Here is a 13,484-nt window from a genome sequence, read left to right on the forward strand (position 1 = left end):
CGCCGACCACGCCGGCCACCCCGCCGACGAAGGCCACGCCGACCACGCCGACGACTAAGGCCACGCCGACCACGCCGACCACGCCGACGAAGGAGTCCTGATGGCCGACCCGACCCGCCTCGCGCCGGTGCTCAGCGCCCACTGGGACGCCGAGCAGTCCTGGACGCTCGCGACGTACGAGGCCAACGGCGGCTACGAGGGCCTGCGCAAGGCCGTCACCCAGGCCCCGGCCGAGGTGCTCGCCGCGGTCAAGGACTCCGGTCTGCGCGGTCGCGGCGGTGCCGGGTTCCCCACCGGCCTGAAGTGGAGCTTCCTGCCCGCGCCCGACGGCGGCCCGCGCTACCTGGTCGTCAACGCGGACGAGTCCGAGCCCGGGACCTGCAAGGACATCCCGCTGATGATGGCGACCCCGCAGTACCTGATCGAGGGTTCGATCATCACGTCGTACGCGATCGGCTGCCACCACGCGTTCATCTATGTGCGCGGTGAGGTGCTGCACGTGTACCGCCGGGTGCTGCGGGCCGTCGAGGAGGCGTACGCCGCCGGGTACCTCGGCAAGAACATCCTGGGCACCGGCTTCGACCTGGACATCACCGTGCACGCCGGCGCCGGCGCGTACATCTGCGGCGAGGAGACGGCGCTGCTCGACTCGCTCGAGGGCCTGCGCGGACAGCCGCGGCTCAAGCCGCCGTTCCCGGCGGTCGAGGGCCTGTACGCCCGGCCGACCGTCGTCAACAACGTCGAGTCCATCGCGTCCGTCCCGGCGATCGTCACCGGCGGGTCCGACTGGTTCCGCTCGATGGGCACCGAGCGCTCCACCGGCCACGGCCTGTTCTCGCTCTCCGGGCACGTGCGGTTCCCCGGCCAGTACGAGGCGCCGCTCGGCATCACGCTGCGCGAGCTGCTGGACCTGGCCGGCGGGATCCGGGAGGGTCACGAGCTCAAGTTCTGGACCCCCGGCGGGTCCTCGACGCCGCTGTTCACCGCGGAGCACCTCGACATCCCGCTCGACTACGAGTCGGTCGCCGCTGCGGGCTCCATGCTCGGCACCCGCGCGCTGCAGATCTTCGACGAGACGACCTGCGTCGTGCGCGCGATCACCCGGTGGATGGAGTTCTACGCGCACGAGTCGTGCGGCAAGTGCACGCCGTGCCGCGAGGGCACCTTCTGGCTCGAGCAGGTGCTCCAGCGCATCGAGGCCGGTCAGGGCCTCATGGACGACCTCGAGGTGCTGGTTGACACGTGCGAGAACATCCTCGGGCGCGCGTTCTGCGCGCTCGGCGACGGCGCGACGTCGACCGTGACGTCCGGCGTCCAGTACTTCCGCGCCGAGTTCGAGGCGCACATCACCACGGGGGCCTGCCCGTTCGACCCGGCCGCCGCAGCTCTCTTCCCCTACTCACCGCGCGACGCGGGCCGGCTCGCCGGCCAGCTGGCAGGAACGGTGCAGGCATGACCATGACGACGCCCAGCAAGGCGCCCGCCACAGAGGTAGCCACCACGGTGCCGCCGGCGGACCTGATGACCTTCACGATCGACGAGCTCGAGGTCGCGGTGCCCAAGGGCACCCTGGTGATCCGGGCCGCCGAGCAGGTCGGCATCCAGATTCCACGGTTCTGCGACCACCCGCTGCTCGCGCCGGCCGGCGCGTGCCGGCAGTGCCTGGTGGAGGTCTCGGTCCCGGACCGCGAGGGCAACCTGCGCCCGATGCCCAAGCCACAGGCCTCCTGCACGCTCGCCGCGACGCCCGGCATGGTCGTCAAGACCCAGCGCACGTCGGCCATGGCGGACAAGGCCCAGCACGGGGTGATGGAGCTGCTGCTCATCAACCACCCGCTGGACTGCCCGGTGTGCGACAAGGGCGGGGAGTGCCCGCTGCAGAACCAGGCGATGAGCAACGGCCGGGCGACCACCCGGTTCGTGGACATCAAGCGGACCTTCCCCAAGCCGATCTCGATCTCGACCGAGATCCTGCTGGACCGGGAGCGCTGCGTCCTGTGCCAGCGCTGCACGCGCTTCCAGCAGGAGATCGCCGGGGACCCGTTCATCGACCTGCAGGAGCGCGGCGCGCACCAGCAGATCGGCCGGTTCTCCCCGGAGGTGCTCGACTTCGCCGGTGAGGTGCCCGCCGGGCCCGCCGCGCTCGACGACTCCGGTCGCCCCTTCGCGTCCTACTTCTCGGGCAACACGATCCAGATCTGCCCGGTCGGCGCGCTGACCAACGCGTCGTACCGGTTCCGTTCGCGCCCGTTCGACCTGGTCTCGACCCCCGGGATCTCCGAGCACGACTCGTGCGGCTCCGCGATCCGGGTCGACCACCGCCGCGGTGTCGTGCTGCGCCGGATGGCCGGCGACGACTCGGCGGTCAACGAGGAGTGGATCACCGACAAGGACAGGTTCGCCTTCACCTGGCAGTCCGCCCCGGACCGGATCACCACCCCGCTCGTGCGGGACGAGGAGACCGGCGAGCTGCGCTCCGCGAGCTGGGCCGAGGCGCTCGAGGTCGCGGCGGCCGGGCTCGCCGCGGCGACGGTGGCCGGCGGCGGCCACGGCGTCGGCGTGCTGCCCGGTGGGCGGCTCACGATCGAGGACGCCTACGCGTACGCCAAGTTCGCGCGCGTCGTGCTCGGCACCAACGACGTCGACCAGCGGGTCCGCCCGCACTCCGCGGAGGAGGAGGAGTTCCTCGCCCACTGGGTCGCGGGTCACGCCCTCGGCGGCGCCGGCAGCGTCACGTTCACTGACCTCGAAAAGGCTCCCGCGGTCCTGCTGGTGGCCCTCGAGGCCGAGGAGGAGGCGGGCATCACCTTCCTTCGCCTGCGCAAGGGCGCCAGCCGGCCCGTCGGCAAGCGCACCGCGGTGTTCTCCGTCGCGCCGCTGGCCAGCCGCGGCCTGGAGCGGATGAACGGCACCCTGGTGCCGGCCGCCCCGGGCACCGAGCCCGAGGTGCTCGACGCGATCACCGGACGCGCGAAGGCGGGCCCGCTCAAGGACGCCGCCGGCGCGATCGGGACCGACGGTGCGATCATCCTGGTCGGCGAGCGGCTCGCCGCCGTCCCCGGCGGGTTCTCGTCCCTGCTGCGCCTCGCGCGCCGCACCGGCGCGCGCCTCGCCTGGATCCCGCGGCGGGCGGGGGAGCGGGGCGGCGTCGAGGTCGGCCTGCTGCCGACCCTGCTGCCCGGTGGCCGCCTGGTGGCCGACGCCGCAGCGCGGGTCGACACCGCGACCGTCTGGGACGTGCCCAGCCTGCCCGCGACGCCCGGCCTCGCCACGACCGACATCCTGCGGGCGGCGCGCAAGGGCAAGCTGTCCGCGCTCGTCGTCGGCGGCGTGCAGCTCGCCGACCTGCCCAACCCCAGCTCGGCGCGCAAGGCGATCGAGAAGGCGGCCTTCGTGGTCTCCCTCGAGGTCCGCGCCTCCGCGGTGACCGCGCTGGCGGACGTCGTCCTGCCCGTCGCGCCGCCGACCGAGAAGGGCGGCACCTACCTCAACTGGGAGGGTCGCCCGCGCCCGTTCCCGCAGGCCCTGGCGTCCACGGCGATGGCGGACCACCGCGTGCTCGATGCGCTGGCCGCCGCGATGGACGTCCCGCTGGGGATCCGTACCCTCGCGGACGTGCACAGCGAGCTCGACCAGTTCAGTGCCTGGGACGGCGACCGCGCGGGTGCGCCGACCGACCCGTCGGACGAGCCGCCCGCGGTGGCCCCGGGTCACGCGGTGCTCGCGAGCTGGCACCTGATGCTCGACGCCGGCCTCCTGCAGGACGGCGAGCGCTTCCTCGCCGGGACCGCCAAGCGCACGGTCGCCCGGGTCTCGCCCGCGACCGCCGCGACCGCGGGCCTGCTCGACGGCGAGCTGGTGCGGGTGAGCACCGAGCACGGCGAGGTCACCGTGCCGATCTCCCTGACACCGATGCCGGACCACGTGGTCTGGCTGCCGACGAACGCTCCCGACTGCGCCGTCCGCGCGCAGCTGCGGGCCGACGCGGGACACGTCGTCCAGCTCACCCCGGCCGGTGCGCGCGATCGGACTCCCGACAACGACGAGGTGACCGCATGAACGGCCTGCGATTCGCGGCTGAACCCGGCGTCTCCGCCGACTTCAGCCAGGACAACGGGTGGGTCTGGCTGATCAAGGCCGTCGTCATCCTGGTCTTCCTGCTGGTCACCGTGCTGATGGCGATCTGGTTCGAGCGCAAGGTCGTCGCTCGCATGCAGGTGCGCCCCGGCCCGAACGTGCACGGCCCGTTCGGCCTGCTGCAGTCGCTCGCGGACGCGATGAAGCTCCTGCTCAAGGAGGACATCACCGTCAAGGCAGCCGACAAGTTCCTCTACCTGCTGGCGCCGATGATCTCGGTGTTCTGCGCGCTGCTGACCTTCGCGGTCATCCCGTTCGGGCCGTCGGTCTCCGTCTTCGGGATCGTCACCCCGCTGCAGCTCACGGACGTCCCGGTCGCGGTGCTCTACATCCTCGCGACTGCGTCGGTCGGCGTGTACGGGATCGTGCTGGGTGGCTGGTCCTCCGGTTCGACCTACCCGCTGCTCGGCTCGGTGCGCTCCACCGCGCAGGTGATCTCCTACGAGCTCGCGATGGGCCTGTCCCTGGTCAGCGTGTTCATCCTGTCCGGGTCGATGTCGACCTCGCAGATCGTCGACTCGCAGAAGTCCCTGTGGCTGTTCCTGCCGCTGTTCCCCGCGTTCGTCATCTACGTCATCTCGATGATCGGCGAGACGAACCGGCTGCCGTTCGACCTGCCCGAGGCTGAGGGCGAGCTGGTCTCGGGCTTCATGACCGAGTACTCCTCGATGAAGTTCGCGTGGTTCTTCCTCGCGGAGTACATCAACATGGTCAACGTCTCCGCGGTCGCCACGACACTGTTCTTCGGCGGCTGGCGCGCACCGTTCCCGCTGTCCGCGATCGACGGCGGGGTGCTCAACACCGGCTGGTGGCCGGTGCTGTGGTTCCTCGCGAAGATGTGGCTGTTCATGTTCCTGTTCGTGTGGGTCCGCGGCACGCTGCTGCGGCTGCGCTACGACCAGTTCATGAAGTTCGGCTGGAAGATCCTCATCCCCGCCGCGCTCGGCTGGGTCGTGTGCGTCGCCGTCGTGCAGGGGGTTCGCCAGTTCACCACGATCGACCTGAAGACGATCCTGATCGTGCTGGCGGTGGTGGTGCTACTTGCGGTCGGCGCCTCGTTCCTGGTACCCGAACGCAAACCGATACGCGCCCATGCCGTGGCCCCGGAGTTCGACCCGTTCGCGGGCGGCTACCCGGTGCCACCGATGCCCGGCCAGCAGCTCCCGCCGTCCCCGCGCCGCCAGCGCGAGACGGCCGCCGCCACGGCTCAGGCCGGTGCGGCACCCGCGGTGACGGCCGCGGACTCAACGACAGATACGGAGGTGCCCCGTGGCTGACGCCCGCGACCCGAACGTGCCTCACGGCGGGTACGAACCCTTGATCGAGCCGAAGCGCGGGTTCATCGCCGAGTCGCTGGCCCCCGTGGCCGGCTTCGGCGTGACGTTCTCCTCGCTGTTCCGCCCGACGGTCACCGAGCAGTACCCGTTCGAGAAGGTGCCGCCCAAGCCGCGGTACCACGGCCGCCACCAGCTCAACCGGTACGCGGACGGGCTCGAGAAGTGCATCGGCTGCGAGCTGTGCGCGTGGGCCTGCCCCGCGGACGCGATCTACGTCGAGGGTGCCGACAACACCCCCGACGCCCAGTTCGCGCCCGGCGAGCGGTACGGCCGCGTCTACCAGATCAACTACCTGCGCTGCATCTTCTGCGGGCTGTGCATCGAGGCCTGCCCGACGCGCGCCCTGACCATGACTAACGAGTACGAGCTCGCCGGACCGACCCGCGAGGGCCTGATCTGGGAGAAGGCCGACCTGCTCGCGCCCGTGGTGCCCAGCCAGCTCGCGGCGCCGCACCCGATGGTGCCCGGCACCACCGACACCGAGTACTACCTCGGTGAGATCACCGGCCCGGTTCAGGACCAGATCGACTGGGTCGCGCAGTACCGGCCCGACGATCCCAGCCTCGCCACCGTCCGCTCGACCGCCCCGGCCGAGCAGGGGACCAGCCGATGACCCCGATGACCACCGCCGTGAGCGCCCTGTCGAGCGTCGCCACGGCGCTCAGTGATGCCGGGAAGACCTCCACCGGCGAGGCCGCGCTGTTCTGGGTGCTCGCGCCGATCATGGTGCTCGCCGCGCTCGGCCTGCTGTTCGCCCGCAAGGCGGTGTACGCCGCTATGGGCGTCGTCGCCGTGATGGTCTCCCTCGCGGTGCTGTACATCGCGCAGGACGCCCCGTTCCTCGGGGTCGTCCAGGTGGTCGTCTACACCGGCGCGATCATGATGCTGTTCCTGTTCGTGCTGATGCTCGTCGGCGTCGACGCGTCGGACTCGCTCACCGAGACCCTCCGCGGTCAGCGCTGGACCGGGATCCTGTTCGGCGTCGGGCTCGGCGCGCTCCTGGTGAGCGTCGTCACCCGGGCGACGTACCCGATCGCGACCGGCCTGGACAAGGCGAACGCCGACTCCAACCCGGTCGGGGTCGCGCGGCTCATCTTCGGCAACTTCATCTTCGCGTTCGAGGTCGTCGGGGTGCTGCTCGTGACGGCCGCCCTCGGCGCCCTCGTGCTCACGCACCGCCAGCGCCTGACGCGCCGGATCGGGCAGAAGGAGCGCTCGGACAACCGGGTCACCGACTTCCGCGAGCGGGGCCGGGTCCTCACCCCGCTGCCCGCCCCCGGCGTCTACTCGCGGTCGAACGCGATGGACGTGCCGGCCCTCGACCCGACGGGCGCGCCCATCGAGGCCTCGGTCTCGCGCGTGCTGCGGATCCGCGGCCAGGAGCGCGGCGTCGACGTCGTCGCCGGCCACCTCGAGGCCAACCGCACCGAGGCCAACCCAGTCGAGCCCGGCAAGGAGGTCACGCCATGAGCCTGACGAACTACCTCGTGCTCGCATCCATCCTGTTCGCGATCGGTGCGACCACCGTCCTGCTGCGACGCAACGCGATCGTGGTGTTCATGGGGGTCGAGCTGATGCTGAACGCGACGAACCTCATGCTCGTCACGTTCGCCCGGATCCACGGCGACCTGTCCGGCCAGGTGATGGCCTTCTTCGTGATGGTCGTCGCGGCCGCCGAGGTCGTCATCGGGCTCGCGATCATCGTCCAGATCTTCCGAACCCGCCGGTCGGCCTCGGTCGACGACGTCAACCTGCTCAAGAGCTGAGGGCGTCGACTGTGACTTCTCTGATCGCGACCACCTTTCCGGCCGCGGTGGCCTCGCTCGCGCCGCCGGCAGCCGCGCAGGGCGCACTGTCCCTCGCCTGGCTGCTCGTGGCCATCCCGCTCGCCGGCGCCGGCGTGCTCCTGCTGCTCGGCCGCCGCGCCGACACGTGGGGCCACTGGCTCGGCGTCCTCGCCTCCGCGTCGAGCTTCGTCGTCGGCCTGGTCATGCTCATCGCGGTCCTCGGCCGCGCGGAGTCCGACCGGGTGCTCGACCTGCACCTGTTCCGCTGGCTCCCGGCGGGCACCTTCCACCTCGACGCCGGGCTGCGGATCGACCCGCTCTCGCTGACGTTCGTGCTGCTGGTGACGCTGGTCGGCACCCTGATCCACGTCTACGCCGTCGCCTACATGGAGCACGACGACGCCCGACGCCGGTTCTTCTCCTACCTGAACCTGTTCGTCGCCGCGATGCTGCTGCTCGTGCTCGCCGACAGCTACCTGCTGCTGTTCGTCGGCTGGGAGGGTGTCGGCCTGGTCTCGTACCTGCTGATCGGGTTCTGGTTCCACGAGACCCCCAACGCGGTCGCCGCCAAGAAGGCGTTCATCGCGAACCGCATCGGCGACGTCGGCCTGCTGATCGCCCTGATGCTCATGTTCGCGACGTTCGGCTCGGTCGACTTCGCCACCGTGCTCGACGGTGCGCACACCGCCGACCAGGGCACGCTGACCGCCGTCGGGCTCATGCTGCTGCTCGCCGCGTGCGGCAAGTCGGCGCAGTTCCCGCTGCAGTCCTGGCTCGGGGACGCGATGGCCGGCCCGACGCCGGTCTCCGCGCTGATCCACGCGGCCACCATGGTGACCGCCGGGGTGTACCTCGTGGTGCGCTCCGGGCCGGTGTTCGAGGCCGCGCCCGACGCGCAGCTCGTCGTCGTCATCGTCGGCGCGATCACGCTGCTGTACGGGGCGATCGTCGGCTGCGCGAAGGACGACATCAAGAAGGCCCTCGCGGCGTCGACCATGTCCCAGATCGGCTACATGATCCTGGCGGCCGGGCTCGGCCCGATCGGCTACGCGTTCGCGATCTTCCACCTCGTCACGCACGGCTTCTTCAAGGCCGGGCTGTTCCTGGGGGCCGGGTCGGTCATGCACGGCATGAACGACAAGGTCAACATGCGCGAGTTCGGCGGCCTGTGGCGGACCATGAAGGTCACCTGGATCACGTTCGCCATCGGCTGGTGGACCATCATCGGGCTGCCGCCGTTCTCCGGCTTCTTCTCCAAGGACAAGATCATCGAGGCCGCGTTCGTCGGCGAGGGCTGGCGGCCCTGGACCTTCGGCCTGGTCACCCTGCTGGGCGCCGGGATCACGGCGTTCTACATGTCGCGGGTCTTCTTCATGACCTTCCACGGCGACCGCCGCTGGAACGACGGGCACAGCGCGATGCCGGACACGGCCGTCTCCCGGCTGCCGGTCCACCACCCGCACGAGTCCCCGAAGCTGATGACCGTGCCGATGATCGTGCTCGCGATCGGCTCCGTGCTCCTCGGCGGGCTGCTCAGCATCGGCGGGGTGTTCACCAAGTGGCTCGAACCGGTGACCGGTCACGCCGAGGAGGGCACCGCCGTGCTGCCACCCCTGGTGATCACGATGCTCACGCTCGTCCTCGTGCTGGCGGGGCTCGCCCTCGCCTGGTTCATGTACGCCCGGTCGGGCGTGCCGGCGATCGCTCCGGCGGGTTCGGTGCTCGTCCGCGCGGCCCGCAAGGACCTCTACCAGGACGAGGTGAACGACGGGCTGCTCGTGGAGCCCGGCAAGTACCTGACCCGCTCGCTCGTGTTCGGTGACCGCCAGGTCGTCGACGGCGCGGTCGGCGGCCTCGGGCACGCCATGGTCCGGCTCGGCGCGATCGTGCGCCGCAGCCAGACCGGCTATGTCCGCTCCTACGCAGCCACGATGACGATCGGCGTGGTCGCCCTCGTCGCCGTCGTCCTGGCCACCCGGATCTGAGGGATATTCACATGGAGTCCGCTGGATTTCCCTGGCTCACCGCGCTGATCGTGCTGCCGCTCGTCGGCGCCGCGGTCCTCTGGTTGCTGCCCGCCCCCGCTGCCCGCGCCTACGCGCGGCAGATCGCCGTCGGCTTCTCGCTCGTCGAGCTCGCGGGCGCCGTCGTCGTCGCGCTGTCCTTCGACACCGGCGCCGCCGCCACCCACCAGTTCTCCGAGGTGCACTCGTGGATCCCGGCGATCGGCGTGAGCTACGCCGTCGGGGTCGACGGCGTCGGCCTGCTCCTCGTGCTGCTCTCGGTCGTGCTGACCCCGCTGGTGCTGCTGGCCGCCTGGCGTGAGCACGGCGGCGGCGGCCCGGTCGAGAGCGACCGGCTGCGCAACTACCTCGCCCTGATCCTCGTGCTCGAGACCTTCATGGTCGCGGTGTTCGCGGCCCGGGACGTGTTCTTCTTCTACGTCCTGTTCGAGGCGATGCTGATCCCGGTGTACTTCCTCATCGGGTCGTTCGGCGGGCTCCAGCGGCGGTACGCCGCGGTGAAGTTCCTGATCTTCTCCCTCGCCGGCGGGCTCGTGATGCTGGTGGCCGTGATCGCGCTGTACCTGAACGGTCCGGGCGGGACGGACGGCTTCCTGATCGACAAGCTCGTCGGTATCCACCTGCCGGTCACCACCGAGCGGCTGATGTTCGGGGCGTTCTTCTTCGCCTTCGCCATCAAGGCCCCGATGTGGCCGGTGCACACCTGGCTGCCCGACGCCGCCGAGAACGCGCCCGCGGGCACCTCGACGCTGCTGGTCGGCGTGCTGGACAAGGTCGGCACCTTCGGGATGCTCACGCTGTGCCTGCCACTGTTCCCGAACGCGTCCCGCTGGGCCGCGCCCGCGATCATCGTGCTCGCGATCATCTCGATCCTGTACGGCGCGCTGCTCGCCATCGGGCAGAAGGACCTGATGCGGCTGATCGCCTACACGTCGGTCTCGCACTTCGGGTTCATCGTGCTGGGCATCTTCGCGTTCACCTCGGTGAGCGTGCAGGGCGCGTCGTTCTACATGTTCAACCACGGCCTGTCCACCGGCGCGCTGTTCCTGGTCGCCGGGTTCCTGATCGCGCGGCGCGGCAGCGCGCAGATCGCCGACTTCGGCGGCCTGCAGAAGGTCGTCCCGGTGCTCGCGGGCACGTTCCTCGTCGCGGGACTCTCGGCGCTGTCGCTGCCGGGCCTGTCGACGTTCGTCAGCGAGTTCCTGGTGCTCGTCGGGACGTTCTCCCGGTCCGGTCCGGCCGCCGTGGTCGCCGTCACCGGAGTGGTGCTCGCAGCCCTCTACGTGCTGCTCACCTACCAGCGCATCTTCACCGGCCCGGTGAACGGGGAGCTCACCCGGATGCCCGACCTGTCCGCGCGTGAGAAGTGGGTCGTCGGCCCGCTGATCGCCCTGCTGCTCGTGCTCGGCTTCTACCCGGCGCCCGCGCTGGACCTCGTGCGGGCACCCGCCAGCACGACCATCAAGCAGGTCGGGATCGCAGACATCACGCCAGGACCGGCCAACGCTGCCGCAGCACGCACCGACGAGGGGAGCACCAAGTGACCGGGGGCTTCACCGCGCCGCACATCGACTGGGCGCAGCTCGCACCGATCATCATCGTGCTCGGCGCCGGGGTGCTCGGCGTTCTCGTCGAGGCCTTTGCGCCGCGCGCCGTCCGCCGCACCGTCCAGCTCACGCTCGCCCTCGTGGCGTCCGCGGGCGCCCTGATCGTCGTCGCCGTCCTGTGGGCGGGGATCGGGAAGTCCGGCGGGACCGAGGTGCTCGGCGGGTCCGTGCTCATCGACGGCCCCGCGCTCGTCGTCCAGGGGATCGTCGTCGCGCTCACCCTGCTCGCGCTGCTCGTCGTGGCCGACCGGACCGAGACCGGCGAGGACGCGTTCGCGCCGTCCGCGTCGGCCGTGCCCGGCTCGGACTACGAGCAGCAGGCGCTGAAGGCGCGCCTGGTGCAGACCGAGGTCTTCCCGCTGATCCTGTTCGCCGCCGGCGGCATGATGATCTTCCCCGCCGCGGGCGACCTGCTGACGATGTTCGTCGCGCTCGAGGTGCTCTCGCTCCCGCTGTACCTGCTGTCCGGGTTGGCGCGCCGGCGCCGGCTGCTGTCGCAGGAAGCCGCGATGAAGTACTTCCTGCTGGGCGCGTTCGCCTCGGCACTGTTCCTGTTCGGCGTGGCGCTGCTGTACGGCTTCGCCGGCTCGGTCCGCCTGAAGGACATCGCGGCGGCGACCGGGACCGTCGTCGGCATGGACGGGCTGCTGCTCGCCGGCCTCGCGCTGGTGCTGGTCGGCCTGCTGTTCAAGATCGGCGCCGTGCCGTTCCACTCCTGGACGCCGGACGTCTACCAGGGCGCCCCGACGCCGATCACCGGCTTCATGGCGGCCTGCACCAAGGCCGCCGCGTTCGGTGCGCTGCTGCGGATCGTGTACGTGATCGTGCCCGCCGTGGTGTGGGACCTGCGCCCGGCGCTGTGGACGGTCGTCATCCTCACGATGGCGGTCGGTACCTTCGTCGCGCTGGTCCAGACCGACGTCAAGCGGATCCTCGCGTACTCGGCGATCGCGCACACCGGCTTCATCCTCACCGGTGTGGTCGCGCTCGACAAGAGCGGGGTCACCGCGGTGCTGTTCTACCTGCTGGCCTACGGCATCGCGTCGATCGGCGTGTTCGCGATCGTGACGCTCGTGCGCGAGGTCGGCCCGGACGGCGTCGTGCTCGGCGAGGCGACACACCTGTCGCAGTGGACCGGGCTCGGCAAGAAGCACCCGTGGCTCGCGGTCACGTTCTCGCTGTTCCTGATGTCGTTCGCGGGCATCCCGCTCACGGCGGGGTTCATCGGGAAGTTCACCGCGTTCTCCGCGGCGGTCCAGGGGGGCGCGACCCCGCTCGCCGTCGCCGGTGTGGTGGCCTCCGCGATCGCGGTGTTCTTCTACGTGCGGATCATCGTGCTGATGTTCTTCACCGACCCGCCCCTGGCGGGCGAGCACGTGGGCGCCGAGGTGACCGTCGTGAAGTCGCAGGGACTGACCACCGTGGCGATCGCGATCGCCGCTGCGCTGACCATCTTGCTCGGGGTGCTGCCCTCGCCGGTTCTCGATCTGATGGGGCAGGCGGCTAGATTCATCCCGTGACTTCCACGACCGTGCTCCCGCTGGCCGACCCAGCGCTCGCCGAGCTGCTCACCGGCCGGCTCGCGCTGGTCGAGGAGCGCCTGCGCGACGCCGTCGCGCAGGCGGACGCGCTCGCCGACACCGCCTCGCGCCACCTGGTCAACGCCGGTGGCAAGCGGCTGCGGCCGATGCTGACGCTGCTCGCGGCTCAGCTCGGCGACGGTCACCGGCCCGAGGTCGTCGATGCGGCGGTCGTCGTGGAGCTCACGCACCTGGCGACCCTGTACCACGACGACGTGATGGACTCCGCGCCGCTGCGCCGCGGGGCCCTGGCAGCGCACGAGGTGTGGGGCAACTCCGTCGCGATCCTCACCGGCGACCTGCTGTTCGCGCGCGCCTCCGCGACGGTCGCCGGCCTCGGCCCGGAGGCGGTGCGGATCCAGGCGAGCGCGTTCGAGCGGCTGTGCCTCGGCCAGCTGCACGAGACGGTCGGGCCGCAGGGCGGCGAGGACGCCATCGAGCACTATCTGCGGGTGCTCGCGGACAAGACCGGCTCGCTCATCGCGACGTCGGCGCGGTTCGGTGCGATGTTCGCCGGCTGCCCGCCGGACGTGGTGAGCATGGTGACCGAGTACGGGGAGAAGGTCGGCGTCGCGTTCCAGCTGGCCGACGACGTCATCGACCTCACCGCGAGCGGCGCCCAGACGGGCAAGACGCCCGGCACCGACCTGCGCGAGCGGGTCCCCACGATGCCCGTGCTGCTGCTGCGGGCCCGGGCCGCCTTGGCGGACTCGAGCGCGGCGGACCGCGCGCTGGTCGAGCTGCTGGACGGCGACCTGTCCGGGGACGTCGACCTGGCTGCGGCGGTGCAGGGGCTGCGCGGGCACGAGGTCGTCGCGGAGACCCTGGCGCTCGCCGGGGCATGGGCGACCGCGGCGGTCGCCGAGCTCGAGCTGCTGCCCGCGGGCAAGGTCAAGGACGCCCTGCTGAGCTTCACCGACGCGCTGGTGGACCGCGCGTCCTGAGGTCTTGGGTGCGGGCGCGCGGACACGGGGGCGTTCCTGCGGGAATCCCCGTCACTTCAGTTGTGACC

10 protein-coding genes are annotated in these 13,484 nt (G+C 71.1%); all 10 read left to right on the forward strand.

Annotated features, from left to right (window positions below; all coding sequences use genetic code 11):
* Positions 1-100 precede the first annotated feature (100 nt).
* From nuoF to VIM26_RS18010, 10 genes are read left to right on the forward strand one after another with little or no spacing between them, the layout of a single operon-like run.
* Positions 101-1,456, forward strand: a complete 1,356-nt coding sequence (gene nuoF / locus VIM26_RS17965) for an NADH-quinone oxidoreductase subunit NuoF (RefSeq protein WP_331953673.1) — start codon at positions 101-103, stop codon at positions 1,454-1,456.
* Positions 1,453-4,059, forward strand: a complete 2,607-nt coding sequence (locus VIM26_RS17970; RefSeq protein WP_331953675.1) for an NADH-quinone oxidoreductase subunit G — start codon at positions 1,453-1,455, stop codon at positions 4,057-4,059. The genes nuoF and VIM26_RS17970 overlap by 4 nt, the downstream gene beginning before the upstream one ends.
* Entirely contained in the window at positions 4,056-5,414 is a 1,359-nt protein-coding gene (gene nuoH, locus VIM26_RS17975; protein ID WP_331953677.1) for an NADH-quinone oxidoreductase subunit NuoH, read from the forward strand. The genes VIM26_RS17970 and nuoH overlap by 4 nt, the downstream gene beginning before the upstream one ends.
* Before the next feature lie 16 nt (positions 5,415-5,430).
* The gene (gene nuoI / locus VIM26_RS17980) at positions 5,431-6,087 is read left to right on the forward strand and encodes an NADH-quinone oxidoreductase subunit NuoI (RefSeq protein ID WP_331953687.1); all 657 of its coding nucleotides are present in this window, start codon (positions 5,431-5,433) and stop codon (positions 6,085-6,087) included.
* Positions 6,088-6,092: 5 nt separating this feature from the next.
* Positions 6,093-6,944 carry an NADH-quinone oxidoreductase subunit J gene (locus VIM26_RS17985; protein ID WP_331953689.1) on the forward strand — a complete coding sequence of 284 codons (852 nt, stop codon included), beginning with the start codon at positions 6,093-6,095 and terminating at the stop codon, positions 6,942-6,944.
* Positions 6,941-7,240 carry an NADH-quinone oxidoreductase subunit NuoK gene (gene nuoK, locus VIM26_RS17990; RefSeq protein ID WP_331953679.1) on the forward strand — a complete coding sequence of 100 codons (300 nt, stop codon included), beginning with the start codon at positions 6,941-6,943 and terminating at the stop codon, positions 7,238-7,240. The genes VIM26_RS17985 and nuoK overlap by 4 nt, the downstream gene beginning before the upstream one ends.
* Positions 7,241-7,251: 11 nt before the next feature.
* Positions 7,252-9,246: an NADH-quinone oxidoreductase subunit L gene (gene nuoL, locus VIM26_RS17995; RefSeq protein ID WP_414696519.1), complete on the forward strand. Its 1,995-nt coding sequence runs from the start codon at positions 7,252-7,254 to the stop codon at positions 9,244-9,246.
* Positions 9,247-9,257: 11 nt separating this feature from the next.
* Positions 9,258-10,829, forward strand: a complete 1,572-nt coding sequence (locus tag VIM26_RS18000) for an NADH-quinone oxidoreductase subunit M (protein WP_331953681.1) — start codon at positions 9,258-9,260, stop codon at positions 10,827-10,829.
* Positions 10,826-12,412, forward strand: coding sequence for an NADH-quinone oxidoreductase subunit NuoN (gene nuoN, locus VIM26_RS18005; protein ID WP_331953683.1), 1,587 nt, complete (start codon positions 10,826-10,828; stop codon positions 12,410-12,412). The genes VIM26_RS18000 and nuoN overlap by 4 nt, the downstream gene beginning before the upstream one ends.
* Entirely contained in the window at positions 12,409-13,416 is a 1,008-nt protein-coding gene (locus VIM26_RS18010) for a polyprenyl synthetase family protein (protein WP_331953685.1), read from the forward strand. Before nuoN ends, VIM26_RS18010 begins: the two co-directional genes overlap by 4 nt.
* The last annotated feature ends 68 nt before the right edge of the window (positions 13,417-13,484 follow it).

Origin of the sequence: Pengzhenrongella sp. (assembly GCF_036565025.1) — a bacterium.
Taxonomy (GTDB): Bacteria; Actinomycetota; Actinomycetes; order Actinomycetales; family Cellulomonadaceae; genus Pengzhenrongella.

Coding starts and splice junctions, on each gene's coding strand:
- nuoF (WP_331953673.1), top strand. CDS start 101: ATGGCCGACCCGACCCGCCTCGCGCCGGTGCTCAGCGCCCACTGGGAC.
- VIM26_RS17970 (WP_331953675.1), top strand. CDS start 1,453: ATGACCATGACGACGCCCAGCAAGGCGCCCGCCACAGAGGTAGCCACC.
- nuoH (WP_331953677.1), top strand. CDS start 4,056: ATGAACGGCCTGCGATTCGCGGCTGAACCCGGCGTCTCCGCCGACTTC.
- VIM26_RS17985 (WP_331953689.1), top strand. CDS start 6,093: ATGACCACCGCCGTGAGCGCCCTGTCGAGCGTCGCCACGGCGCTCAGT.
- nuoK (WP_331953679.1), top strand. CDS start 6,941: ATGAGCCTGACGAACTACCTCGTGCTCGCATCCATCCTGTTCGCGATC.
- VIM26_RS18000 (WP_331953681.1), top strand. CDS start 9,258: ATGGAGTCCGCTGGATTTCCCTGGCTCACCGCGCTGATCGTGCTGCCG.